Origin of the sequence: Enterobacter sp. R-1.6.2 (assembly GCF_035064085.1) — a bacterium.
Taxonomy (GTDB): Bacteria; Pseudomonadota; Gammaproteobacteria; order Enterobacterales; family Enterobacteriaceae; genus Enterobacter; species Enterobacter asburiae_B.
The window spans coordinates 164,297-190,606 of the sequence record NZ_JASEYI010000004.1 but is presented as its reverse complement, the minus strand read 5'-3'; the positions used below and the strand labels follow the sequence as shown (position 1 = coordinate 190,606).

21 protein-coding genes are annotated in these 26,310 nt (G+C 57.3%); 9 read left to right on the top strand and 12 right to left on the bottom strand.

The annotated features are described in order from the left end of the window. The first annotated feature begins 95 nt into the window (after positions 1–95). The gene (locus QMN93_RS06555) at positions 96–1,352 is read left to right on the top strand and encodes a DUF1479 domain-containing protein (RefSeq protein WP_193138959.1); all 1,257 of its coding nucleotides are present in this window, start codon (positions 96–98) and stop codon (positions 1,350–1,352) included. Here the strand turns inward: QMN93_RS06555 and QMN93_RS06550 are convergent. After that, positions 1,349–2,422, bottom strand: coding sequence for a LacI family DNA-binding transcriptional regulator (locus QMN93_RS06550; RefSeq protein WP_182931681.1), 1,074 nt, complete (start codon positions 2,420–2,422; stop codon positions 1,349–1,351). The two genes, QMN93_RS06555 and QMN93_RS06550, sit on opposite strands and share 4 nt — an antisense overlap. A gap of 288 nt (positions 2,423–2,710) precedes the next feature. On the opposite strand from QMN93_RS06550, the gene QMN93_RS06545 reads away from it, so the two are divergent. Both QMN93_RS06545 and QMN93_RS06540 read left to right on the top strand, forming a co-directional pair. Then, positions 2,711–4,012: an MFS transporter gene (locus tag QMN93_RS06545; RefSeq protein ID WP_193138958.1), complete on the top strand. Its 1,302-nt coding sequence runs from the start codon at positions 2,711–2,713 to the stop codon at positions 4,010–4,012. 17 nt (positions 4,013–4,029) lie between these two features. Next, a complete protein-coding gene (locus QMN93_RS06540; protein ID WP_193138957.1) occupies positions 4,030–6,393 on the top strand; it encodes a glycoside hydrolase family 31 protein in 2,364 nt (787 codons plus the stop codon). Positions 6,394–6,484: 91 nt separating this feature from the next. On the opposite strand, the gene QMN93_RS06535 is transcribed toward QMN93_RS06540, so the two are convergent. Beyond that, the gene (locus QMN93_RS06535; RefSeq protein WP_039261438.1) at positions 6,485–8,080 is read right to left on the bottom strand and encodes an ABC-F family ATPase; all 1,596 of its coding nucleotides are present in this window, start codon (positions 8,078–8,080) and stop codon (positions 6,485–6,487) included. Between the two features lie 222 nt (positions 8,081–8,302). Here QMN93_RS06535 and ldtB point away from each other — a divergent pair, with 222 nt between their 5' ends. Beyond that, a complete protein-coding gene (ldtB, locus tag QMN93_RS06530) occupies positions 8,303–9,223 on the top strand; it encodes a L,D-transpeptidase (RefSeq protein ID WP_029740604.1) in 921 nt (306 codons plus the stop codon). Between the two features lie 42 nt (positions 9,224–9,265). Here ldtB and QMN93_RS06525 read toward each other — a convergent pair whose 3' ends face one another. The 9 genes from QMN93_RS06525 to mntR form a co-directional block, all read right to left on the bottom strand. Continuing rightward, entirely contained in the window at positions 9,266–9,982 is a 717-nt protein-coding gene (locus QMN93_RS06525; protein WP_048976797.1) for a GntR family transcriptional regulator, read from the bottom strand. 15 nt (positions 9,983–9,997) lie between these two features. Next, positions 9,998–11,320 (bottom strand): PTS sugar transporter subunit IIC, encoded by a 1,323-nt coding sequence (locus tag QMN93_RS06520; RefSeq protein ID WP_167818297.1) that lies wholly within the window; start codon positions 11,318–11,320, stop codon positions 9,998–10,000. 51 nt (positions 11,321–11,371) lie between these two features. Then, positions 11,372–12,748 carry a glycoside hydrolase family 1 protein gene (locus QMN93_RS06515; RefSeq protein ID WP_033145006.1) on the bottom strand — a complete coding sequence of 459 codons (1,377 nt, stop codon included), beginning with the start codon at positions 12,746–12,748 and terminating at the stop codon, positions 11,372–11,374. Positions 12,749–12,896: 148 nt separating this feature from the next. Next, the gene (locus QMN93_RS06510) at positions 12,897–13,937 is read right to left on the bottom strand and encodes an aldo/keto reductase (protein ID WP_193138956.1); all 1,041 of its coding nucleotides are present in this window, start codon (positions 13,935–13,937) and stop codon (positions 12,897–12,899) included. 102 nt (positions 13,938–14,039) lie between these two features. Next, complete coding sequence (locus QMN93_RS06505) at positions 14,040–15,563, bottom strand: efflux transporter outer membrane subunit (protein ID WP_193138955.1); 1,524 nt, start codon at positions 15,561–15,563, stop codon at positions 14,040–14,042. After that, positions 15,563–17,134: a DHA2 family efflux MFS transporter permease subunit gene (locus tag QMN93_RS06500; RefSeq protein ID WP_047061442.1), complete on the bottom strand. Its 1,572-nt coding sequence runs from the start codon at positions 17,132–17,134 to the stop codon at positions 15,563–15,565. The genes QMN93_RS06505 and QMN93_RS06500 overlap by 1 nt, the downstream gene beginning before the upstream one ends. Further along, positions 17,131–18,225: an HlyD family secretion protein gene (locus QMN93_RS06495; RefSeq protein ID WP_193138954.1), complete on the bottom strand. Its 1,095-nt coding sequence runs from the start codon at positions 18,223–18,225 to the stop codon at positions 17,131–17,133. Before QMN93_RS06495 ends, QMN93_RS06500 begins: the two co-directional genes overlap by 4 nt. 101 nt (positions 18,226–18,326) lie before the next feature. Further along, complete coding sequence (locus tag QMN93_RS06490) at positions 18,327–19,436, bottom strand: anion transporter (protein WP_039261429.1); 1,110 nt, start codon at positions 19,434–19,436, stop codon at positions 18,327–18,329. Then, positions 19,433–19,906, bottom strand: a complete 474-nt coding sequence (mntR, locus tag QMN93_RS06485; protein ID WP_023310887.1) for a manganese-binding transcriptional regulator MntR — start codon at positions 19,904–19,906, stop codon at positions 19,433–19,435. The genes QMN93_RS06490 and mntR overlap by 4 nt, the downstream gene beginning before the upstream one ends. A gap of 183 nt (positions 19,907–20,089) precedes the next feature. Between mntR and mntS the strand changes: the two genes are divergently transcribed. Further along, positions 20,090–20,218, top strand: a complete 129-nt coding sequence (gene mntS / locus QMN93_RS06480; RefSeq protein WP_045887583.1) for a manganase accumulation protein MntS — start codon at positions 20,090–20,092, stop codon at positions 20,216–20,218. A 283-nt stretch (positions 20,219–20,501) separates the two neighbouring features. Continuing rightward, positions 20,502–22,085 (top strand): phosphoethanolamine transferase, encoded by a 1,584-nt coding sequence (locus QMN93_RS06475; protein WP_064672137.1) that lies wholly within the window; start codon positions 20,502–20,504, stop codon positions 22,083–22,085. A gap of 526 nt (positions 22,086–22,611) precedes the next feature. Here QMN93_RS06475 and ompX read toward each other — a convergent pair. Beyond that, positions 22,612–23,130 carry an outer membrane protein OmpX gene (gene ompX / locus QMN93_RS06470; RefSeq protein ID WP_023310884.1) on the bottom strand — a complete coding sequence of 173 codons (519 nt, stop codon included), beginning with the start codon at positions 23,128–23,130 and terminating at the stop codon, positions 22,612–22,614. A gap of 354 nt (positions 23,131–23,484) precedes the next feature. On the opposite strand from ompX, the gene rhtA reads away from it, so the two are divergent. The 3 genes from rhtA (at position 23,485) to glnH (ending at position 26,281) form a co-directional block, all read left to right on the top strand. Then, the gene (gene rhtA, locus QMN93_RS06465) at positions 23,485–24,372 is read left to right on the top strand and encodes a threonine/homoserine exporter RhtA (protein WP_023334998.1); all 888 of its coding nucleotides are present in this window, start codon (positions 23,485–23,487) and stop codon (positions 24,370–24,372) included. Positions 24,373–24,671: 299 nt separating this feature from the next. Next, positions 24,672–25,175, top strand: a complete 504-nt coding sequence (gene dps / locus QMN93_RS06460; protein WP_010428924.1) for a DNA starvation/stationary phase protection protein Dps — start codon at positions 24,672–24,674, stop codon at positions 25,173–25,175. Between the two features lie 362 nt (positions 25,176–25,537). Next, the gene (gene glnH / locus QMN93_RS06455) at positions 25,538–26,281 is read left to right on the top strand and encodes a glutamine ABC transporter substrate-binding protein GlnH (RefSeq protein WP_033144999.1); all 744 of its coding nucleotides are present in this window, start codon (positions 25,538–25,540) and stop codon (positions 26,279–26,281) included. Positions 26,282–26,310: the final 29 nt, after the last annotated feature.

Sequence of the window (26,310 nt, the reverse complement as noted above, 5' to 3'; positions counted from 1 at the left end):
CTTGCGTCAAGTTTTTAAACTTGCATTAACTTATTTTTAACTTAAAGTATCACTTGTAGACATTTTTACTTTCGAATGAAAGATGCGAGGCAGTTATGACCTTTACCAGTGAAACTTTGCCAGCGGATCACAAAGCGGCAATCCGTCAGTTAAAACGTGAGCTGCGCGCGCAGATCGGCGACGTGCAGGCGGTATTTAATAAGCTCAGCGACAAAATTGCCACCCGCGTGGCGGAAATCAACGCGCTTAAGAACAAAGGCGAATCCGTCTGGCCGGTGATCCCGTTTGCGGATGTGAAAAACGGCACCATTACCGACGCACAGCGCGAGGCCGTTAAACGCCGCGGCTGCGCGGTGATTAAAGGTCACTTCCCGCGCGAGCAGGCGCTGGCGTGGGATCGGTCGATGCTCGACTACCTCGATCTGAACAAGTTTGACGAGGTCTACAAAGGCCCGGGCGATAACTTCTTCGGCACCCTGACGGCCTCTCGTCCGGAGATTTACCCGATTTACTGGTCTCAGGCGCAGATGCAGGCGCGCCAGAGCGAAGAGATGGCGCAGGTGCAGTCGTTCCTGAACCGTTTGTGGACATTCGAGAGCAACGGCAAGCAGTGGTTCGACCCGGACGTGAGCGTGATTTACCCGGACCGTATCCGCCGCCGCCCGCCGGGAACGACCTCGAAAGGGCTGGGCGCGCATACCGACTCCGGCGCGCTGGAGCGCTGGCTGCTTCCGGCTTATCAACAGGTGTTCGCCCGCGTGTTTGACGGCAACGTCGAGAAATACGATCCGTGGAACGCCGCGCACCGTACCGAAGTGGAAGAGTACACCGTCGATAACACCACCAAATGCTCGGTGTTCCGCACCTTCCAGGGCTGGACGGCGCTGTCGGATATGATCCCAGGTCAGGGGCTGCTGCACGTGGTGCCAATCCCGGAAGCGATGGCCTACATTCTGCTGCGGCCGCTGCTGGACGACGTGCCGGAAGACGAGCTGTGCGGCGTGGCGCCGGGGCGCGTCCTGCCGGTTTCCGAGAAGTGGCACCCGCTGCTGATCGAGGCGCTGACCAGCATTCCGGCACTCGAGGCGGGCGATTCCGTGTGGTGGCACTGCGATGTGATCCATTCCGTCGCGCCGGTGGAAAATCAGCAGGGCTGGGGCAACGTGATGTACATCCCTGCCGCGCCGATGTGCGAGAAAAACCTCGCCTACGCGAAAAAGGTCAAGGAAGCGCTTGAAACCGGCGCGTCGCCGGGAGACTTCCCGCGCGAGGATTATGAAAAAAGCTGGCAGGGCCGCTTTACCGTGAACGATCTCAACATCCACGGCAAGCGCGCGCTGGGCATGGTTTAACTGTCGTACAGCCCTTCCCGCTCTACGGCGGTGCGTCGTTTCCCCTGACGTATCCGCCGTACCGATTCCCGCACGGCCAGCGTGCCGTTAAGCAGTAACGTCCCGACCGGCGCGTCCGGGCGCATCAGCCGCTGCTGGAGCATATATACCGCTTCGGTTCCCAGCTCATCGCGCGGAACGTGCACCGCCGTTAATGGAACATCCTGAATCGCCGCCAGGTTAAAGCCGTCAATGCTCATCACCGACACGTCCTGCGGCACGCGCAGGCCGTGGTTTTGTAATGCGCTAATGGTGCCCGCCGCCATAAAGTCGCCGCCGACCAGGAACGCGGTCGGTAAATCCTTCCCCTGCACTTCACTGAGCCAGCTGCTGACCATCTGTTCCGTTTCACGCGCGCTGAAGCTGGGCACCACCAGCAGATCGCGTTTATCGATGAATTTCAGGTTGTGAGACTGCCACGCGTCGCGGATCCCCGCCAGGCGCAGCTCCATGGTGTAGCGGCGCAGGCACAGCACGTTCATCACCTCACGGTGTCCCATCTCGAACAGATATTCCGCCGCCCGCTCGCCGATAGCGCGATGATCCGGCGCGACGGCAGGCAGACGCATGTGCCGGTCGCGGCAGTTAATCAGCATGCAGGGTTTACCCACGTCCACCGCCAGATCGTGGATATGGGGATCGTCGATGCCAAGAAGGATTGCCGCCTGAGTGTCCGCTTCGTTCATGCGTGCCAGAAACAGCTGGGCGTCGCTGTCGTTCTCCTCCAGCGCGCAGTAGCGAAGACGCACATCGTGGGACGCCAGGCCTTTACTCACGCTCTGGATCACGCGGTAGTAAAAGATGTCGGACCGCTCGTCAAACGCCCGCTGCGGGGCAAAAACCACCAGGCTGTTAAGCAGCAGACGCCCTGCCGCCATGCCGTCCATCACCCCCAGCTCCCGCGCGCACGCCAGCACCTTTGCGCGCGCTTTTTCACTGGTATTCGCTTTTCCCGCCAGCACTCGCGACACGGTGCTGATCGAGAGCTGCGTCCGGGCCGCGATTTCGGTGATTTTTAGCCTTTTGTCCATTTTGTGATCTGGCTCCATTTGCGAAATGAAAAAATTTTCATAGCGTATTGGTCAGACAATAGCTGACATAAAGGCCATCATGCCAGAGGGTATACGTCAGTTATGAGAAATTTTGCACAAAATCCACTTTTGCCCACTCATTTTCTTCCTTAAGGTGAACTTGTCACACAACTTCCATACTAGTTGTATACCAACTTAAGCATTTTAAACGGATATAAATCAAAGGAATAAAAATCCGTGTGACACCTGAACCTCCGTCCCCTTACCGTCCGTCTTGTGGAGAGTAAAATGAGTCAGGACATCAATAACACCGTAGCGACAAGCAAAACCCGTCGCGTCATCAAGAACCTGCGCTGGTACGTGCTGGTGCTGTTCTTACTTGGCGTCACCGTTAACTACATCACCCGAAACTCACTCGGGATCCTCGCCCCGGAACTGAAAGAGAGCCTTGGGATCACCACCGAGCAATACTCCTGGATCGTCGGCGCGTTCCAGATCGCCTATACCATTTTCCAGCCCCTGTGCGGCTGGCTGATTGACGTCATCGGCCTGAAGATCGGCTTTATGGTCTGCGCCGGGATCTGGGCGCTGATGTGTATCTTCCATGCGGGCGCCGGTAGCTGGCTGCACCTCGCTATTCTGCGCTTCTTTATGGGTGCCTCTGAGGCCGCCGCTACCCCGGCGAACGCCAAAACCATCGGCGAATGGTTCCCGAAATCAGAGCGACCCGTTGCCGCTGGCTGGGCTGGCGTGGGATTCTCCATCGGCGCGATGCTGGCCCCGCCTATCATCTACTTTGCTCACGCGTCGTTCGGCTGGCAGGGTGCGTTTATGTTTACCGGCGTGCTGGCGCTGCTGTGGGTGATCCTCTGGTGGGCGTTCTACCACAACCCGGAGCAGCACCCGAACCTGAGCAAGGACGAACTGGCATTGATCAAGCAGGATAACGAACCGCCTGCGGTGAAACTGCCTTTCCTGACCGCGCTGAAAACCGTCTCGAAAAACAAACGCTTTTACGGTATCGCCATCCCGGCCTTTATGGCGGAACCGGCCTGGGCAGTGCTGAGCTTCTGGGTGCCGCTGTACCTCGCCAAAGAGCACGGCATGGATCTGAAGCAGATTGCGATGTTTGCCTGGCTTCCGTTCCTCGCCGCCGACCTCGGCAGCGTGGCGAGCGGCTACCTGACGCGTCTGTACACCCGTCTGTTCGGCTGCTCGCGCGTTAACTCGGTCGTTGCCAGCTCCGTGACGGGCGCGTTTCTGATGATCTCGCTGGGCATCGTGGCCATTACCCGCGACCCGTACATCACCATCGTGCTGATCTCCATCGGCGGTTTCGGGCACCAGATTATCTCCTGCATGCTGAGCGCCCTGGTCGTTGAGTCGTTCGACAAAGGCCAGATGGCGACCGTCAACGGCATGCGCGGCTCGGCGGCGTGGATCGCCAGCTTCCTGTTCTCGCTGTTAATCGGCGTGACCGCCGACAAAATCGGCTTTAACCCGCTCTTTATTGCCATGGGCTTCTTTGACCTAATTGGCGCTGTCTTCCTGGTAGCATTTATTGCTGAACGTCGCGCCAAGCGCGCCTGATAGTGGATGTATTGCATATGAAAACCCTGAAAAACTGGACCCTTGATACGCAGTCGGCAAACCATCTGGAACTGCTGGTCGATAACCAGCACCGCCTGTGCCTGTATGTGCTGGAAGAGAACCTGTTCCGCGTGCTGATCAAACGCAAAGGCGAGCTGGCGCTGGACCGCACCTGGAGCATCGCGCCGGAAAAAGACGTGCCGTGGGAAGGCCGCCGTCGTGAGGATATAAGCGGTTTCTCCTGCCCGGCCTGGACCCTGACGCAGCAGGAAGAGACGCTCACCGTGGCAACCGAACAGCTGCGCGTGACGGTCCACCAGCCGCTGTGGCTGGAGTGGCACTACCGCAATGAGGCGGGCGAGTGGCAGCCGCTGGTCAACGACCGTCCAACCAGCGCCTACCTGCTGAACGCCCACGGCGACGGCGTGGCGCACTACCTCAGCCGCCGCAAGGACGAGCGTTTCTACGGCCTGGGCGAAAAAGCGGGCGATCTGCAGCGCAACGGCAAGCGCTATGAGATGCGCAACCTCGACGCAATGGGGTACAACGCGGCCAGCACCGACCCGCTCTACAAGCATATTCCGTTCACTATCGCCCGCCGCGACGACGTCAGCTACGGCCTGTTCTACGACAACCTGAGCAGCTGCTGGCTGGATCTGGGTAACGAAATCGACAACTACCACACCGCCTATCGTCGCTGGCAGGCGGAAGCGGGCGACATCGATTACTACATCTTTACCGGCACGCGCGTGCTGGACGTCACCAAAGCCTTCGTGCGCCTGACCGGGAAAACGCTGTTCGGACCGAAATGGAGCCTGGGCTACAGCGGCTCTACCATGCACTACACCGACGCGCCGGACGCGCAAAACCAGCTGATGAACTTCATCCGCCTGTGCGAAGAGCACGCCATTCCGTGCGACTCGTTCCAGCTCTCCTCCGGCTATACCTCAATCAACGGCAAGCGCTACGTATTTAACTGGAACTATGACAAGGTGCCGCAGCCGAAGGTGATGAGCCAGGCCTTCCACGACGCTGGGCTGAAGCTGGCGGCAAACATCAAGCCGTGCCTGCTGCAGGACCATCCGCGCTATAACGAAGTGGCGGAGAGCGGCCTGTTCATTCGCGATTCAGAAACCGATGCACCGGAACGTTCCAGCTTCTGGGATGACGAAGGCTCGCACCTCGACTTTACCAACCCGCAGACGGTGCAGTGGTGGCAGAACGGCGTGACCACGCAGCTGCTGGAGATGGGCATCGACTCCACCTGGAACGACAACAACGAGTACGAAGTGTGGGACGGGGAAGCGCGCTGCTTTGGCTTCGGCAAGGAGATCGCCATCAAGCACATTCGCCCGGTGATGCCGCTGCTGATGATGCGCGCCTCGCTGGAAGCGCAGCAGCGTTTCGCGCCGGAAAAACGTCCGTACCTGATCTCCCGCTCCGGCTGCGCCGGGATGCAGCGCTACGTTCAGACCTGGAGCGGCGACAACCGCACCAGCTGGGACACCCTGCGCTATAACATCCGCATGGGTCTGGGCATGAGCCTGTCCGGTCTGTTCAACGTCGGTCACGACGTCGGCGGTTTCTCCGGCGACAAGCCGGACGCCGAGCTGTTCGTGCGCTGGGTGCAGAACGGCGTGATGCACCCGCGCTTTACCATTCACTCGTGGAACGATGACCACACCGTGAACGAGCCGTGGATGTACCCGGGCGTCACGCCAGCCATTCGCGGCGCGGTTGAGCTGCGCTACCGCCTGCTGCCGTACCTCTATACCCTGCTCTGGCAGGCGCACGCCGACGACGAGCCGATGCTGCGCCCGACCTTCCTCGACCACGAACACGATGCGCAGACGTTTGAGGAGTGCGATGACTTCCTGCTGGGCCGCGACCTGCTGGTGGCCAGCGTCGTCGAAGCCGGGCAGCGCGAGCGCCGCGTCTGGCTGCCGGATAACGCCACCGGCTGGTATGATTTTTACACCCACGCGTGGTATGCGGGCGGCCAGTCGATCGTCCTCGACGCGCCGCTGGAAAAACTGCCGCTGCTGGTGCGCGCCGGTGCCGCTCTGCCGCTGAGCGAACGCATTACGCATGTGAATGCCGAAAAAGATACGACCCGCGAGCTGAAGCTGTTCCCGGTGAAGGGCGTCGGCACGACCACCGGAATGCTGTTTGAAGACGACGGCGAAAGCTGGGGCTACCAGAACGGCAACGCGCTGTGGGTGGAGTGGGAAATGGTGTGCGACGGCGCAACCATCAACCTGAAGGTCAACGCGCGCGGGGATTATCGTCCGGCGTGGAAATCGCTTAAGGTGTCGCTGCCTGCAGGGGAAAAACGTACGCTGCTGGTGAACGGAGTTGAAGGGGGCGAGTGGGTGGTCTAGTGCGGCCTGATGCCCTCACCCTAACCCTCTCCCACAGGGAGAGGGAACAGAACGTAGGCCGGGTAAGGCGAAGCCGCCACCCGGCTTTTTTTTAGTTCTCGATACCTTTACTGCGCAGGTAATCTTCGTAATTACCGGTGAAGTCCACCACGCGCTCTGGCGTAATTTCGATCACGCGGGTCGCCAGCGAGCTGACGAACTCACGGTCGTGAGAGACGAAGATCAGGGTACCCTGATACATCTCCAGCGCCATGTTCAGGGATTCGATAGATTCCATGTCCAGGTGGTTAGTCGGTTCGTCCATCACCAGGATGTTTGGTTTTTCCATCATCAGCTTGCCGAACAGCATGCGGCCCTTCTCACCACCGGAGAGCACCTTAGCCGGCTTTTTGATGTCGTCCTGGCTGAACAGCAGACGACCCAGAATGCTGCGCACCGCCTGCTCGTCGTCGCCTTCCTGCTTCCACTGGCTCATCCAGTCAAAGACGGTCAGGTCGTTTTCGAACTCGTACTCATGGTCCTGCGCGTAGTAGCCAATCTGCGCGTTTTCAGACCACTTCACGGTGCCGTTGTCCGGCTGCAGTTCGCCGACCAGGGTTTTCAGCATGGTGGATTTACCCACGCCGTTGGCGCCGAGGATGGCAATCTTCTCGCCCACTTCCAGCAGCAGGTTGAATTTTTTAAACAGCGGACCGTTCTCAAAGCCTTTTTCAAGGGCTTCCACTTCCAGCGCGTTACGGAACAGTTTCTTGTCCTGCTCGAAGCGGATGAACGGGTTCTGACGGCTGGAGGCTTTGACTTCGTCCAGCTTGATTTTGTCGATCTGACGGGCACGCGAGGTCGCCTGACGCGACTTAGAGGCGTTGGCGCTAAAGCGGCTGACGAAGGACTGCAGGTCAGCAATCTGCGCTTTCTTCTTGGCGTTATCCGCCAGCAGACGTTCACGCGCCTGGGTAGCCGCCGTCATGTATTCGTCGTAGTTGCCCGGATAAACGCGCAGCTCGCCGTAGTCCAGATCCGCCATGTGCGTACAGACCATGTTCAGGAAGTGACGGTCGTGCGAGATGATGATCATGGTGCTGTCGCGATCGTTCAGCGTCTGCTCCAGCCAGCGGATGGTGTCGATGTCCAGGTTGTTCGTCGGTTCGTCGAGCAGCAGAATGTCCGGGTTAGAGAACAGCGCCTGTGCCAGCAGCACGCGCAGCTTCCAGCCTGGCGCAACTTCGCTCATCGGGCCGTAATGCTGTTCAACCGGAATACCCACGCCCAGCAGCAGCTCGCCCGCACGCGCTTCCGCAGAGTAACCGTCCATCTCGCCGTACTGCGTTTCCAGATCGGCCACTTTATAGCCGTCTTCTTCGCTCATTTCGGCCAGCGCGTAAATGCGATCGCGCTCCTGCTTCACTTCCCACAGTTCCCCATGCCCCATGATCACGGTGTCGAGCACGGTGAACTCTTCGAAGGCAAACTGATCCTGACGCAGCTTACCGATACGCTCGTTAGGGTCGAGCGATACGTTGCCGAGCGTCGGCTCCAGATCGCCGCCGAGGATCTTCATAAAGGTGGATTTTCCGCTACCGTTGGCACCAATCAGGCCGTAACGGTTGCCGCCGCCAAATTTGACGGAAATGTTTTCGAACAGCGGCTTACTGCCAAACTGCATAGTGACGTTGCTGGTAACTAACACGGGGAGATTCCTGCGAAAAGTGTGATAAACACGGCATTATGCCACAATTCCGAATTGAGATCCCGTGTTGCGGCAATCCACTAAACTTTAACAAAATCGAAAAAAATGTGATTTCGTACACATCTGAATTCCCTGTTAGCGGGAATGCACATATAATGCGCTCCCATCACAGATTCAGACTTATCAACTCATCGCCAGAATGGCTTAGATACCTCGCACAACATGAACATGAAATTAACAACGCTTTTTGCGGCGGCGTTAGCCGTAGTAGGTTTTTGTAAGACCGCGTCTGCGGTGACGTATCCCCTGCCAACCGACGGTAGCCGTCTGGTAGGCCAGAACCAGGTTGTGACGGTACCAGAAGGTAACTCTCAGCCACTGGAGTATTTCGCTGCGCAGTACCAGCTGGGCCTGTCTAACATGCTGGAAGCGAACCCGGGCGTTGACCCGTATTTGCCGAAAGCGGGCACCGTGCTGAATATTCCTCAGCAGCTGATCCTGCCGGATACCGTTCATGAAGGTATCGTGATTAACAGCGCCGAAATGCGTCTGTATTACTACCCGAAAGGCACCAACACCGTTATCGTGCTGCCAATCGGTATCGGCCAGCTGGGTAAAGACACCCCAATGAACTGGACCACCAAGGTTGAGCGTAAGAAAGCGGGCCCAACCTGGACGCCGACTGCCAAAATGCACGCGGAATACATCGCTGCGGGTGAACCGCTGCCAGCCGTTGTACCGGCAGGCCCGGATAACCCAATGGGTCTGTACGCGCTGTACATTGGCCGCCTGTACGCTATCCACGGTACCAACGCCAACTTCGGTATCGGCCTGCGCGTAAGCCACGGTTGCGTGCGCCTGCGTAACGATGACATCAAATTCCTGTTCGAAAACGTGCCGGTCGGTACGCGCGTGCAGTTCATCAACGAACCGGTGAAGGCGACCTCTGAGCCAGACGGCAGCCGTTACATCGAAGTGCACAACCCGCTGTCCACCAGCGAAGACCAGATCAACAACAACGAAATCGTCCCTGTTACGCTGAACAGCGCGGTGCAGGCGGTGACTTCTCAGCCAGACGTAGAAACGGCGATTGTTGACCAGGCCGTGCAGAACCGCTCCGGTATGCCGGTGCGTTTGAACTGATAGCGAAGCATTAAAAAAGCGGGCCTCGTTGCCCGCTTTTTTTTATCCGTTATTCACGATCACGATCCCGCCGTGGTCGTACCGATAGTGGCAGTGGGCATACTCCAGCGGCGTGCCGTCCTCCAGATAAATCACCTGCTCCACTTCCAGGACGGGATCGGTCTGCTCGCAGACCAGATGCTCCCTGTCCAGAGCGTTGGGCTTAAGCGCCCGCACCACCCGATACGACCCCATAATTTTCAGCCCCAGCGTCTCCTGCACGTACTGGAACACTGAACCTTCAAGATGGTTTTTCGTCAGGCCCGGCACCAGATTCATCGGCATCACTGTGGAATCCAGCGACATCGGTTCGCCGTTCAGCAAACGGAGTCGAATGAAGTCATAGATCGGCGCATCGGCGTTAATCATCAGCGACGCCTGCTCTTTTTCGTTCGGGAAGCGCAGCTCGAAATGCACTACCCGGCTGGTCACCGTGCCCAGATGCGCCCAGGTTTTGGTCGCACCAAAATAGTCGCTGCCGGAGAGGTCCCACTGCGAGAGCTGAAGGAAGTTTTTGCGGATGAACGTGCCCTGGCCCTGGCGGGTATAGACCAGACCTTCGACGATCAGCTGGCGCATCGCCTGCTGAATGGTCATCCGGCTGGAGTTGAACTCCGCCGCCAGCGCAAACTGGTCCGGCAGGGGTTCGTTGGCGGCGTACTGCTGGCTGATAATGCGTTTCTTAATTTCCCGCGCTATGGTGATGTACTTCGCCGCCATCGTCCTTCCTTTCAGTTAGTTTTCTATCCCGCTGTTTTTCAACGCCACTCTCTCGGCAATCTTGAGGAAAGGCAGGTAGAAGAATACACCAAATACGATGATTGCCAACTGCACCACCACCGCCCGCCAGTCCCCCGCCGTGGCCAGCCAGGCGCTGAGAATGGGCGGCGTGGTCCACGGGATCATCACCACGCAGCGCGACATTAACCCCAGCGTGGTACAGAGCCAGGCGAAGTAAATGCCGATGGCGGGCAGCAGCACAAACGGGATCATCAGCGGCAGGTTAAACACGATCGGCAGGCCGAAAATCACCGGCTCGTTGATGTTGAACAGACCGGGCGCCAGCGACAGACGCGCCACCTGCTTCGCCGATTTTTGTCGGGAGAAGATAAAGATGGCGATCAGCAGCGATATCGTGCTGCCCGTGCCGCCCACCATGCCAAACGTCGGCACGAAGATGTTGTTGATGATATGCGGGATGGGCTGGCCGTTGGCGAAAGCCAGCATGTTCTCGTTGGTGTTGATCAGCAGGAACGGCTCCAGCACCACGCTGTTAACGACTGACTGATGAATACCGAGCGTGAACAGGAAGTTACCGAAGCTGTAGATAAAAATCGTCCCCGGCAGGCTGGTGTTGATCAGCCGCAGCGGCTGCTGGATAAAGGTGGTAATAAGATGGATCAGGTCCGTGTGCAGCACGTTTGCCAGTATCGCCGCCAGCACCGCGAACAGGGAGAGCGTGAGGATGGTCGGGATCAGCGCGGTAAAGGATTTGCTCACCGCCGGAGGCACGTTTTCCCCGAGGGAAATGTGCAGCGCCTTCAGGCGCGAAATGGCGATAAACACTTCCGTTGAGAGCAGCCCGATCAGCACCCCGGCGAAAATCCCGGTTGAGCCAATATTGGTGAACGTCAGCACCTGGGTGACGTTCACCGCGGCATCGCTGCCGACGGGCGTAATCTGCAGGCGCATCGGCATCATGATGATGAAGCTGCTGACGGCGATAACCACTGCCGAGACCGGATTGTCGAAATCTTTGTTGCGCGCCAGCGACCAGGCAATCATCGGGGCCAGCAGCAGCGCGGCGATGTTCAGCGTGCCGTTGATAATCGCCTCGCCCCACACCTTAAACTGCGCGAGCGTGTCGCCGTGAAAAATCCACGGAAACACCACGTTGTTCACCAGCACCGCCAGACCGGCAAGGATGAAAATGGGCATCACCGTGGCGAAAGCGTCGCGCAGGGAGCGAAGGTGCACCTGGTTTGCCAGGCGCGCCGAGAACTCAACAAACTTATCGACAAAAGACTGCATGTGCGGTGTTATTTTTGTTTCAGACATAGCGGATAGTTCCCATCAATCAGTCACAAAAACGGCCCGGCAGCGTACGGCTTACATCTCGCGTCCGTTGGTATGGATAACCTGTTTTAACCACGCGTAGCTCTTCTTCGGCACGCGCTTCAGGTCTTTCAGGTCGTGGTTTTCACGGTTGACATAGACCACGCCGTAGCGCTTACGCATGTCCCCCTGGGAGCTGAGAATGTCGATTAACCCCCAGCCGAGGTAGCCGATCACCTCCGCCCCGTCCTCGAACATCGCCTCCTTCATGGCATTGATATGCGCCCGGTGGTAGTCGATGCGGTAGGTGTCCTCAATCGGGTTCACGCCGTCCCAGGACTCAATCACTCCGATGCCGTTTTCGATCGGGAAGACCGGCATCCGCCAGTCGTTGGCGTAGCGGGTGATGATGGTGCGAAAGCCCAGCGGATCGATCTGCCAGTTCCACTCGGTGGCCTTCAGGTACGGATTGTTTTTCTCGCCGTGCAGCAGGTAATAGTTCACCGGCGTGCCTTCCGGGATCGCATCGCTGTCCAGCGTTTTGCTGGCGTAGTAGCTGAAGGCCATATAGTCGTTTTTAGTTCGCGCCAGCAGCGCTAAATCCTCGGCGCGGTAGATATCGCCAAAGCCCTCCTGCTCCACCACCGCCATCACCGCCGGGCTGTAGCCCTGCCCTGCGAAGACGCGCAGCAGGTTCTGGTTGAGGAATTCGTCGTACTGCTGGGCGCAGAAGATATCGCGCGGTTTGCAGGTGGCTGGATAGATCAGCTGGTGCGCCAGCATGCCGCCCATCAGCTGGCCGGGTCTGGTCTGATGCAGATATTCGGTCAGCGCCATGTGCGCCACCATCGTATGGTGCTGCAGCTCGTACAGCTCGCGCAGGGTTTTGTCGCCGTGCATATAGCCGGAAATGCGGAACGCTTCCGGCATATGGAAGATGTTCTGCTCGTTGAAGGTCAGCCAGTACTTCACGCGGTCGCCATAGCAGTCGATCATCTTTTTGCCGTAGCGGATAAAGGCCTCCATCACGCGGCGGTCGTTGAAGCCGTTGTACTCCTGCGCCAGCGCCAGCGGCATATCGAAATGGTAAAGACAAACCATCGGCTCGATGCCGCGGGCGATCAGATCGTCGATAAAACGGTCGTAAAACGCGATGCCTTCGTCGTTGAACGCGCCGTCGCCCTGCGGGCAGACGCGGCTCCATGAGATCTGAAAGCGGTAGCAGTTCATGCCCAGATCCTGCATCAGGTCGAAATCTTCCCGGTAGCGGTGGTAGGAGTCGGTCGCGACTTTCCAGTCGGAGACGTTCTCCCCGGCTTCGCGAATGTCGTACACCGACATCCCTTTCCCGCCCTCGTTCCAGGCCCCTTCCGTCTGCATGCTGGACACCGAGTTGCCCCATAAAAAATTGGCCGGCAGCGAATTGTTCATGCTCTCTCCCTATATGACTAGTCATTTAAAATTTCATGACTAGTCATATAGGCGAAGATGAAATGGGGATCAAAGAGGAGGATCGTTTTTTGTGAGCAATGCGGGAAAAAAAGCCCCGGTTAGCGATGCACTACCGGGGCAAGGAAGGTTATTGTTGCGCGAGCTGATTGCGGCGATATTCCCCCTGCCGCTCCAGCATCCAGCCCGGGTATTCGCGCGGCAGCGCGCTCACCGCATCAAGCTGCTTAAGCTCGTCTTCGCTCAGTCGGATCCCGGTCGCGGCGATATTGTCGTCCAGCTGTTCGACGCGTTTCGCGCCAATGATGACGCTGGTCACCGCTTTCTGATGCAGCAGCCAGGCCAGCGCGATTTGCGCGACGGAGACGCCCTTGCTTTCGGCGATAGTGCGCATCACGTCTACGCAGTCGAAGGCGCGATCTTTGTTCACCGGCGGGAAGTCGAATTCCAGACGGCGACCACCGGCTTCGCTCTGCCCGTCGCGGCCATATTTTCCGCTCAGCAGGCCGCCCGCCAGCGGGCTCCAGACCATCAGCCCGACGCCTTCGCTCTGCATCATTGGTACAAGCTCGCGCTCCAGATCGCGCCCGGCAATGGTGTAATACGCCTGCAACGACGCGAAACGCGCCAGCCCAAGGCGCTCGGAAATACCGAGCGCTTTGGCAATCTGCCACGCCGCCCAGTTCGAGACGCCGATGTAGCGCACGTGGCCGTGCTGCACCAGGTTATTCAGCGCGTAGAGCATTTCTTCAATCGGCGTTGCGGGGTCGAAGCCGTGAAGCTGGTAGAGATCGATATGATCGAGCTGCAGGCGGCGCAGGCTCTCCTTCACGCTGCTGATGATGTGATAGCGCGAGCTGCCGCGCGAGTTCACGCCTGCCGTTCCCGTTTCGCCGAACACTTTCGTGGCGACCACCACGTTCTCGCGAGGGATCTTCAGGTTTTTCAGCGCCTGACCGGTGATCTCCTCCGAGCGTCCTTCCGAGTAAACGTCCGCGGTGTCGATAAAGTTGATCCCGGCATCCAGCGCGCGGCCCACCAGCTGCTCGGCTTCACTTTGCTGGAGCTGGCCAATCTTGCCCCACATGCCGCCCTCACCGCCGAAGGTCATGGTGCCGAGGCACAGTTCAGAAACAAACAGACCGGTGTTGCCCAGTTTTTGATAACGCATAACTTATTCCTCGCATGTCGATTGGGTACCCGATAGTTATACCCGCCCCTCAGCCATCGCGAATGTGGTGTTCCTGTCCGTTTCTTGCCCAATCCTCTGAATTTATCCGCGCGGGGCGTCGCCAAAGACGCTGTAGTCCGGTAACTGCACCTGCTGATACGGCTCCCAGCCGCCGCCGAGGGCCTTGTAGAGCGCCACCAGATCGAGCGCGCTCTGCACCTGCGCCTGTGCGCGCTGCTGCTGGGCCTGCGCCAGCTGACGCTGGGCGTCCAGCACGTCGATAAAGCTGGCGATCCCCTGCCGGTAGCTGTCGCTCGCTAAATCAAAGGCGTTTTGCAGGGCGTCGATCGTTTTTGCGAGACCCGCTTCACGCTGCTGGTCGGTGCGATAGCTCACCAGCGCGTTTTCGACATCGCCGAGCGCGGTCAGCACCGTCTGGCGATAGTCCAGCACCGCCGCCCCCTGCTGCGCGCGCGCCACCTTGACGCTGGAGACCAGTCGACCGCCCTGGAAGATGGGAATGGAGACCTGCGGGCCGAAACTGTAGAAGTGGCTGCTCCAGTCGGTCAGCCAGTTGGTTTCGCTGTTGCGCAGGCCAAACTGCCCGGAGAGCGTAAAGCTCGGGAACAGCTCCGCCACCGAGACGCCGATTTGCGCCGTGGCGGCGTGGAGGTTCGCCTCCGCTTCGCGCACGTCCGGACGGCGTCGCGCCAGCGTGGACGGAATGCCGGTCTGCACAATATCCGGCAGGGCCGGCATCGGCTGCACGCTTTGCAATTCCGCATCCAGCGCCCCCGGCGGCTTGCCGAGCAGGATCGCCAGGCCGTTCATCGCCTGCTGCTCCTGCGCCTGATATTGCGGAAGCTGGGCCTCAAGATTGCCTAACTGCGCCCGGGCGTTTTCCACGTCCATCTGCGGCGACAGCCCGCCCCGCTGGCGGCTTTCGGTCAGATCCAGCGTCTGCTGCGCGCTTTTAATCTGGGTGTTCAGCGTGGCGATAATGCTCTGCGCCCCGCGCAGCTGGAGCCACGCGCGCGCCACTTCGGCCTCCAGCGATACCAGCGCGTCGTTACGCTGCTCAATAGCCGCTTTCTGCTGCGCTTCGGCGGCTTCCACCTGACGACGCACCTTGCCCCACAGGTCGATTTCCCACTGGGCGTCGAAGCTGCCCTGGTAGAGATTAATCGGCTGCGTCAGCGGCCCCAGCGCGCCCTTCAGGTTGGGATCGATACTATCCACCTGGTCATACACACCGTGGGATTTCAGCTCTCCTTCCAGGCCAAGCTGCTGGCGCGTCGCCTGCAGATTGCCGTTGACCGACGGATAAAACGCCCCGCCCGCCTGATTAATCTGCTCTCGCGCCCCGGCGATGCGCAGCACCGTCTGCTGCAGCGTCAGGTTTCCGGCAATGGCGCGCTCAACCAGGCTGTCGAGCTGCGTCGAGCCGAAGGTCTTCCACCAGCGCGGATTGGTCGCGGCGGAAGTGGTTTGCGATTTCACCGCGCTGTCGCCCTTATCGTTCCAGTGCGTAACGGCGGGCGGCGCAGGCTGCTGGTAGTCAGGCCCGACGGCGCAGCCCGCCAGCAGCATCATTATCATCAGGGGGCGTAAACGTCTGTGTATCATCAATGTGCTCCTGCACTCCCCTCGCTCTTAACCGGCGAGAGCAACAAACAAAACGGAATCAGTAACAAGGCCACCGCGCTCAGAATGGTGAAGACGTCGATGTAGGCCAGGATGCGTGACTGCTCAATCATGGTCTGGTACATGCGTCCGGTGGCGATGCCGGTGGGGTCGCCCACCTGGGTGGTGAAGTTCTGGATCGCCTGGGCGCTTTCGCGTATCGCCTGCTGGAACTGCTCGTTAAGCGGCGAGGCGTGGTACGCAAGGTGCGCGCTGTGCGCCTGCGCGCGTTCGGTGATGGCCGCCGTCGAAAGGGATATGCCAATCGAGCCCGCTACGTTGCGGAACATGGTAAACAGCGCCGCCGCATCGGCATTCAGCCGCCTCGGTATCGAGATAAACGCAATCGTCGTGAGCGGCACAAACAGGAACCCCAGCCCTATCGACTGGGCGCTGCGAAACAGCACCAGGGTTTCGAAGTCGATATCCGGCGTCAGCGTGCGCGACCAGAAGAACGACACCGCCAGACAGGTAAAGCCAAAGGCGATGATCCAGCGCGTCTGCACCACCGGCATCAGCTTCAGCACCAGTGGGATAGTTAATACGATCAGCACCGCCCCGGGCGACAGCACCAGCCCCGACCAGGTAGCGGTGTAGCCCAGGTCCTGCTGCGCCAGCTGCGGGATCACCACCGAGCTGCCGTACAGGATCATCGCCATCCCCGCCATCAGCAGGCTGGAGATGGCAAAGTTGCGGTCCTTCATGCAGTGCAGATCCACCACCGGCTTTCTGGCATACACCAGCCAGTAGATGGCGCCGATAATGCCGACAAGCGTCAACACGCCGAAGGTGCGGATAAAGTTCGAGTAGAACCAGTCCTCATCTTCTCCCCGGTCGAGCATCACCTGCAGACAGCCCAGCCCCAGCGCGATCAGGCCGATCCCCGTCCAGTCGATAGTCAGCTTCTCTTTTGATTTGCTCTCCCACGGCGGATCTTCCAGCAGCTGGTAGATCGCCAGCACCGTCACAATCCCCACCGGAATGTTGATAAAGAACACCCAGCGCCAGGAATAGTTGTCGGTGATCCAGCCGCCCAGCGTCGGGCCGAGCACCGGCGCAACGATAATCGCAATGGAGGACAGACCAAAGGCCTTGCCCCTGTCCTCCGGCTTGAAGTAGTCGAGCAGCACCGACTGCTGCGTGGGCTGCAGCCCGCCGCCAAAAAAGCCCTGCATCACGCGGAACAGGATGATCTGCCACAGCTCGGTGGCAATCCCGCACAGGAACGAGCAGACGGTGAACATGACGATGCAAATCAGGAAGAACTGCTTGCGGCCAAACACCCGGCTCAGAAACGCTGAGATGGGCAGCACGATGCCGTTCGCGACCAGATAGCTGGTTAACACCCAGGTGGATTCGTCATAGCTGGACGAGAGCGAGCCTGCCACGTGGGGCAGCGCCACGTTGACGATGGTGGTGTCCAGAATTTCCATGAATACCGCCAGGGTGACGACAATCGCCACCGCCCACGGATTGCTGGCGGGTTTCCAGCTGTCGTGGCTGTGATCCGTCATTCCACCGTCACCTTCGGTGCAACCGACAGCCCCAGCGGCAGCGGTTGGTTTGGATCCAGGCCCTTATCAATCACGATTTTGACCGGCACGCGCTGCACAATTTTGACGAAGTTGCCGGTGGCATTTTCTGCCGGGAAGGCGGAGAAGCGCGAGCCGCTGCCCTGCTGGATACTGTCTACGTGCCCTTCAAGCTCCATATCCGGCCACGCGTCGACGGACACGGTGACCTTATCGCCCGGCTTCATGCGCTCGAGCTGCGACTCTTTAAAGTTAGCAACCACCCACACGTTCGGGGAAACCAGCGAGAACAGCGCCGTTCCCGCCTGCACGAGCGTGCCGGGCTGCACGTTGCGTTTGGTGACAACGCCGTCGAAAGGGGCGCGGACTTCGGTATAGGAGAGGTTAAGGTTGGCCGTTTCCAGCTGCGCTTTAGCCTGATCGACCTGACGCTCGCGCGCTTCAACGTTGGTTTCCTGCTGGCGGATTTGCAGCTGGACCTGCTCTGCCACTTCCAGCTGCGCCTGAGCGCTGGCCAGCCCCGCCTGTGCGCTACGCAGCTGTGCGTTCGCGGAGTCGATACTTTGCTGAGTGGTCGCACGCGGGTCGACGCCGCGCTGGCGACGGTACTCTGCCTGCGCGTTCGCCAGATCGGCCTGCGCTTTCAGCACCTGCGCTTTGGCTTCGTCACGCTGGGCGGGATATTGCACCTTCGAGAGCGCCAGCTGTGCCTGCGCCTGATGCAGCTGCGCGATAGCCAGCCCAAGCTGGGCCTGAGCCTGATCGCGCTGCGCGGTGGTGTCCCGCGGATCGATAACCACCAGCAGATCGCCCTTTTTCACGCGCTGGTTATCGCGCACGCGCAGCTCGGTAACGTAGCCCGCCGTTTTGGGGGCAATCGTCACCACGTCGCCGTCGGTAAAGGCGTCGTCGGTCGTCTCTTCGTTACGGGTTAAAAACCACCAGACCAGCGCCACGACGACCATCACCACCACGACAATGCCGAGGATAATTAACGGTTTCTTGCCCGGGCGCTTACGCTCATTATTGTTTTTGTCCTGCTCGTCAGCAGGCGGGTTTTGATCTTCAGCCATAGTTCAGCAACGGTCCTGTCAGTGAGCGGCATCACACTATGCCGTTCACTAAAGCTAGGACGTTGCTATACGTTTGCCAGGAAAAACTGACAAATTGCGCACTATATGAGAAGGAATATTCCGAAACCGATCGCCGCGGCCCAAACCAGCATCGGAATCGACCAGACGTGGAAACGCCACCAGATACGACGGTCATTGGCCATGCGCAGCGCAATCAGGTTTGCCAGCGAGCCGGGCAGCAGCCCAAACCCGCCGATGTTCACCGCCCAGGCCAGAAGCGTATCGGGCGGAACATAGTTGAGCAGCAGAATGGTGGACGGTACGTTGCTGATAAACTGCGACAGGCCAATCGCCGTCAGCCACAGTCCCGGCTGAGACAGCGTGCTGACGCTGTGCAGAACGTTCTGCAACACCGGAAGCTGGATAAGGAGATGCACATCTATAAACATCGCCATAAAGACCAGCAGCAGCGTCCAGTCCACGCTCACCAGCACGCGACGCGCCAGGACGACAAACCCCGCGGCAACGAGCAGGACGCCCGCCAGCTCATACTTCAGCTCCAGCGCGAACAGAAAGACGATGTATAACCCGAGACAGCTCCACACCAGGCGCGGCTGCCACTGCGGGCCGGTTGTGCCGCTGTGGTACTGCAGCTTTTTATCCGGAAACGCAAACCAGCACACCGCCATCAGCGACAGCATCATCACCAGCGCCAGAGGGGCCATCTGCCAGGTAAAGGCGGCGAACGACAGCCCGGACCGTCCCCACAGAAGGATATTTTGCGGGTTGCCGATTGGCGTCAGAAGCGAGCCCGCATTGACGGCCAGCGCTTCAAAGATGATCAGCCGGCTGACGGGGATCTCGCACAGCTTACGCAGCGTGAGCGTGAGGGGTACGATGATAAACAGCGCCACATCGTTGGTCAGAAACGTCGACAGCACCGCGGCGGAGAACACCATAAACAGGGACAGCCTGCGCTCGGTGGCGAAGCGGCGCACCATTTTACGGCCCAGAACGTCAAAATAGCCGCTCAGCTCGACCCCTTTGGTGAGCATCATCAAGCCGCTCAGGGTAATGATGGTGCGCCAGTCAATTGCGGCGGGCCAGGCGTGTGGCGCAAACGGCACAAAGAGGCTTAACCCTGCGCCAATGATTAATAAGAGATGGAAGAAACGATCGCGTGCCAGGGCCTGCAGTCCGGGGATTTTCATTCAGCGGAGGGACCATATTTAAGGGTAAATTCGCGAAACTTCACCAGCGTCTCTTCGCTGACGTGGTGTTCCATACCTTCCGCATCCCGGCGGGCGATCTCCGGGCTGACGCCCAGCACCAGTAAAAAATTCTCGACAAGCTGATGGCGCTCGCGGCTCTCCTGCGCGAGTTTCTCCCCTTCCGGCGTCAGAAAAACACCGCGCCAGGGGATCATTTCAATTAAGCCCACGGAAGCCAGGCGTTTTAACATTTTAGCGACAGTTGGCTGTGAAACCCCCAGCCGGGCGGCCATATCGACCTGGCGCGCTTCACCGACCTCACGAATCAGATCGGAAATGAGTTCAACATAATCATCAATCAGTTCACGCCGGTGCGCTTCACGGACCTGGCGAAAACCTTCGACATGTTCTTCAACATTCACCAGTTGCGTCGTTTTCCTCATTGTCGGATGACCTGCGCGACGGTTCATTGTACTTCCTCAGTGGGGTGACGCTTCCAGCGCCCGGATTCGAGAGCGCACATTGTAAACCATAGCTCCGCAAGCACAAAAAATTAACGAAATAGCCATAGCTATACAATATAGCCTGTGCTATATCTGTATGTAATGCAGTCACCCTTCACGGATCGAAGGGATTAAAACTCAGGAGGTCTTATGAACGAATTCAAGAGGTGCATGACCGTGTTTACCCACTCTCCCTTTAAAGTGCGCTTAATGCTGTTGAACATGCTGTGCGATATGTTTAACACCAAACCGCATCAGGACGACAAACCTTCCCACTAAGCGGCGTTGCGGTACGCCGCTTCATTTTCCCGTCACAATCTCGCTGTAAACTGGCTTCCAGCCGCCTTATTCCCGAGCTTTTTTACGGATTTGCAATCCCCTTCGCAAAACATCTGCTTAGCAACTGTTGATATTATTTAGCGCTCGCACTATCTTCTTGCAGCCCTGCACAATTTGCGGCTCGCTGAAGCGGACCCTCATTCCCTCTCCACGCACTGTCAGGCAGGTTATGACCCTTGACGCCAGGGTGAGCACATGGCGTTTTCATCCATGATAGTGACCTATGAATGTAACCCTGATAGATACCGTTGTGACCCGCAGCCGGGCCTTAAGCCCGTGGACGGGTTTTTACTTTTTGCAGTCATTACTGATTAACTTTGCGCTGGGTTATCCCTTTAGTTTGCTCTACGCGGTGGCGTTCACCTGCGTTTTGCATGTGCTGTGGCGATCCGCACCGCGCGTGCAAAAAGCGTTAATCGGGATCTGCTCGCTGGTCGCTGCACTCTATTTCCCGTTTGGCCAGGCTTACGGCGCGCCAAACTTTAATACCCTGCTGGCGCTGCACTCGACCAATATGGAAGAGTCAACGGAGATCCTGACGATCTTCCCGTGGTACAGCTACGTGGTCGGGATCTTTATCTTCGCGCTGGGCGTTATCGCCATCCGCCGTCAGCCGGGCGAGAAAAAACCCTGGGGTAAGATCGAAATACTCTGTCTGGTGTTCAGCGTTGCCGTGGCGTTTGTCGCCCCCATCCAGAATATTCCCTGGGACGGTAAGCTAAGGCTCACCAATATCGGCTATCCGGTTTTCCGCTTCGTGAAGGACGTCGTTGTCAATAATAAAGAGGTTCTCGACGAGCAGGCGCGCATGGCTGAGCTTTCCAATATGAAAGACACCTGGAACGTGCTGGCCGTTAAGCCAAAATATCACACCTATGTGGTGGTGATTGGCGAAAGTGCCCGTCGCGATGCCATGGGAGCCTTCGGCGGACACTGGGATAACACACCGTTTGCCAGTTCGGTTAAAGGCACGCTGTTTACCGATTATGTCGCGGCCAGCGGCTCGACGCAGAAATCGCTCGGCCTGACCCTAAACCGTGTCGTCGACGGCAAACCCCAGTATCAGGATAATTTTGTCACCCTGGCAAACCGCGCGGGTTATCAGACCTGGTGGTTCTCCAATCAGGGGCAAATTGGCGAATACGATACGGCCATCGCCAGTATCGCCAAACGTGCCGACGAAGTGCAGTTCCTGAAGAACGGCGACTTTGAAGCCGACAAAAACACCAAAGACGAAGCGCTGTTGAAAATGACGGCACAGGTCTTCGCCACCCCGCGCACCCAGCCTCAGCTGATCGTCCTGCACCTGATGGGGTCGCACCCGCAGGCCTGCGATCGGACCGGCGGGAAGTACGCGGAGTTCGTGCAGTCCAAAGAGACCTCTTGCTATCTCTACACCATGACGCAAACCGATGAGCTGCTGAGCAAGCTGTACGATCAGCTGCGCAATACGGGCGACAGCTTCTCCATGGTCTATTTCTCGGATCACGGGCTGGCGTTTAAAGAGCGTGGTAAAGAGGTGCAGTACCTGGCGCACGATGACAAGTTCCAGCAGAACTTCCAGGTGCCGTTTATGGTGCTGTCGAGCGACGATAAAACGCATCGCGTGATTAAAGCGCGCCGTTCGGCAAATGATTTCCTGCAGTTCTTCTCGCAGTGGACGGGGATTACAGCCGAGCAGATAAAAACGGCTTACCCGTTTGTCTCTAACAAGAAAGCTCCCCCAGTGTACGTTACCAACTTCAAGTTACAGAAAGTTGACTACAACCATCTGGGTACGGATATTTTCGATATTAAGAGTAAGTAGCGGTCTGATTACCCTCACCCTGTGGGCTGAGGGATCCCCACAAAATAATATCAGCACAGTCGGCTCCCTCTCCCTTGAGGGAGAGGGCTGGGGTGAGGGGGAACATATGGCTCTTGTGGTCATTCCGTTCACTTTATGTTCCTTGCTACTCTTTAACGACATGGCTTGTGAACGTGCCAGGGTGGCTCAATCGCCACCACCCTGGCGACCCGGGCTCCCGGCGGTAAATCGCCGCTTCGCGGTGCCCTCAGCTTATTCCTTCAGGCTATCGGGTCGGGCATGAGCCTGCATCCCTGCAGGCCACGCCCTCTCGGCGCATCCGTGCGCCTCGCCCCGGCCTTACGGAAACGCTTCGGCGATTTACAGCCGGACCAGAGCATCGCTGTAAACCATTCATTTTCCTGACGCAACATTCATCGCTTCAGGTTAAAAAAATTACCGGGAATACCTCAGCCCACGGGGTGAGGGAAAAAGACAAAAAAAATCCGCCACATTGGGCGGATTTTTTATTAGCTCACCGGAGTGATTAGAAGCGGTAACCTACGCCCGCGATCCAGGTGCCAACGTCAACGTTGCGGATACGGCTCTGCTCATAGGAGAAGTCCAGAGCAACGTCCTGGATTGGGTTGAACTGCAGGCCTGCGCCATAGGAGAAGCCATAGTCGCTGTTGCTTGCAGTGCGGCTTTCGCTCTGGTTTTCAGTCTGCTGGAATTTACCGTAGCCAACACCTACAACACCGTAGATGCTCGCCCAGTCATTCAGACGGTAAGCTGGACCAGCGGTGATACCGTAGTACTGGCCTTTGTTGTATGCGCCGTTTTCAGAACGATCTTTCTCGGTATAGGTGAAAGAACCGATCACGCCCAGTGGGTTGTTATCCTGCTCGTAGCGATACTTCAGGTTGAAACCGTTAGCTTTGTTCATCACGCCCTGATAGTCGCTCTGAGCGTAACCACCAGTAACAGTAGAAGTAGCAGCTACAGCGGTACCTGCGGAAACAGCCAGTACAGCGGCCAGTGCTGAAAGACATGCAATTTTTTTCATAACCACCTCAAATGTGCTTCAAGTAAGTCCGTAAGTTTTAAATATATCAAAAAAATTTGCGAAACTCTTTGTGATTCGTGATGTCTAATGAAAACTTTCCTGTAACAGAACGTTTCCAGCATCAGCTATCTCTTTCAAATCACATGCAATTTTCACTACTAAATGCGCATATTGCGCGTACGCGCCGTTACATTCATCCAGATTATTCCTAATCTATCAGGCGATAAATCCACCAGCGCTTAACCATTTTACGGATTTGACACGGTTTTTTTTCAACAGCGCCTCAACCGTTGCCGCTTATTTCCTTTACACTGCAACCTTTACCTCATTTGACATAAGCTGACAGGAGAAAGGATGCCTGGGTTATCCCGCACGTCGTCGGTCTGGTTGCCGGTGGCAGTCATACTTATTGCCATGTTGTCCATTCAAAGCGGTGCTTCGCTGGCAAAATCACTTTTCCCGCTGGTAGGTGCGCCAGGCGTGACTGCCCTGCGTATCGTGCTGGGCACGGCGATACTGGTGGTCATTTTCAAACCCTGGCGTCTGCGCTTCAAAAAGGAGCAGCGTTTACCCCTGCTGTTTTATGGACTTTCCCTCGGGGCAATGAACTATCTGTTCTACCTCTCTATTCAGACGATACCGCTGGGGATCGCCGTCGCGCTGGAGTTTACCGGCCCGCTGGCGGTGGCGCTTTTCTCCTCGCGACGTCCGGTCGATTTTATCTGGGTCGTGTTAGCCGTTCTGGGCTTATGGTTCCTGCTGCCGCTGGGCCAGAGCGTCGCTGAGATTGATCTGACGGGCGCAGCCCTGGCGCTGGGTGCTGGCGCCTGCTGGGCCGTCTATATACTTACGGGCCAGCGTGCAGGAGAAGAGCACGGTCCGGCGACCGTCGCGTTAGGTTCCCTGATCGCAGCCATCGTCTTCGTGCCTATCGGCATGGCGCAGGCGACCGAATCTATCTGGCAATGGTCCGTCATGCCCATCGGGCTGGCGGTCGCGATTCTCTCTACCGCACTCCCCTACTCTCTGGAGATGATTGCCCTTACGCGTCTGCCGACGCGTATATTTGGCACCCTGATGAGCATGGAGCCTGCGCTAGCCGCCATTTCCGGAATGGTGTTTCTCGGCGAAACCCTGACATTGACCCAGACGCTGGCGCTCTGCTCGATTATCGCGGCATCAATGGGCTCGACGCTCACCATGCGCCCGGAACCTAAAGTTGAGAAAGTGGATATCAGCTAAGGCCATATATTCTGCATGGCTTCCACGCCATGCAGAATAAAGGCCAGAAAGACATACGTTATAATTTCTTACACACTTTGTTCTATTTTCGAAATATCCCTCTGCGTTTACATCCCCATCCAGCAATTAAGATTGATCTGTATCAATTTTAAAAATACCAATTTATTTCAATGAATTAAATTCACAAGCCACTTCTCGCTATTAAACCGATAGGCACAGCCAAACCGCAGAGAAAAAATCCGGTGCTATACTTAGTTCCGTAATTACCTGGGACATAAACATCAAGAGGATATGAGATTATGAGTACCGCTAAACTGGTGAAAACGAAAGCGTCTAATCTGCTTTATACCCGTAACGATGTATCGGATAGCGACAAAAAGGCGACCATTGAGTTGCTGAATCGCCAGGTGATCCAGTTCATCGATCTTTCGCTGATCACCAAACAGGCCCACTGGAATATGCGCGGTGCAAATTTTATTGCCGTTCATGAAATGCTGGATGGCTTCCGCACAGCACTGGTGACCCACCTCGATACGATGGCTGAACGTGCCGTTCAGTTAGGCGGCGTGGCGCTGGGTACCACGCAGGTGATCAACAGCAAAACGCCACTGAAGAGTTATCCGCTGGATATCCATACCGTTCAGGATCACCTGAAAGAGCTGGCGGACCGCTACGCGATTGTGGCCAATGACGTGCGCAAAGCGATCGGCGAAGCCAAAGACGAAGATACCGCAGACATTTTCACTGCCGCCTCCCGCGACCTGGACCAGTTCCTGTGGTTTATCGAATCTAACATCGAATAATTCATACGAATTTTCTATCAAACCCTCGCCCTCCGGTGAGGGTTTTGCACATCTATGGTGCACAGTTTTTGTCTGCACACCTGCAAAAGTGAACGAAATGTAATAATCACCTCACACAACCGTTAACGGAAGATTGTTTTTTCGTCAGAATTTACGCTAAATATCTCCCCGTCAGTTGAGCCAAACGAAGCGCACCAAAACGGTGCTCCACTTTGGTGCAATAAAGCCTCATTGCCCCATTTATTGTGCAATGCATGACATCATCCCCTTTGCAAAACAATAGCTTGTAAAGTTGGCACGATTTTTTCATTGTGCCACCTGTTCTCGCAGGGGATCGCCCCGTGGATATAAAAGGAAATGCTATGAAGTCTGTATTAAAAGTTTCACTGGCTGCACTTACCCTGGCTTTTGCAGTGTCCTCTCAGGCTGCCGACAAACTGGTTGTGGCGACCGACACGGCGTTCGTTCCGTTTGAATTCAAACAGGGTGATAAATACGTTGGTTTTGATGTGGATCTGTGGGCCGCTGTCGCAAAAGAACTCAAGCTGGATTACACCCTGAAGCCTATGGACTTCAGCGGCATCATCCCGGCACTGCAAACCAAAAACGTTGATCTGGCGCTGGCAGGCATCACCATTACCGATGAACGTAAAAAAGCGATCGACTTCTCTGACGGCTACTACAAAAGCGGCCTGCTGGTCATGGTCAAAGCCGATAATAACGACGTAAAAAGCGTGAAAGATCTCGACGGCAAAGTGGTGGCAGTGAAGAGCGGCACCGGTTCTGTTGATTACGCGAAAGCAAATATCAAAACCAAAGACCTGCGTCAGTTCCCGAACATCGACAACGCGTACATGGAACTCGGCACCAGCCGTGCTGACGCTGTTCTGCACGACACGCCTAACATCCTGTACTTCATTAAGACAGCCGGTAACGGCAAGTTCAAAGCCGTTGGCGAGTCTCTGGAAGCACAGCAGTACGGTATCGCGTTCCCGAAAGGCAGCGACGACCTGCGCACGAAAGTTAACGGCGCGCTGAAAACGCTGAAAGAGAACGGCACCTATAACGAAATCTACAAAAAATGGTTCGGTACCGAGCCTAAATAATAAGACGTAAAAATGACGTTCACTCGGGG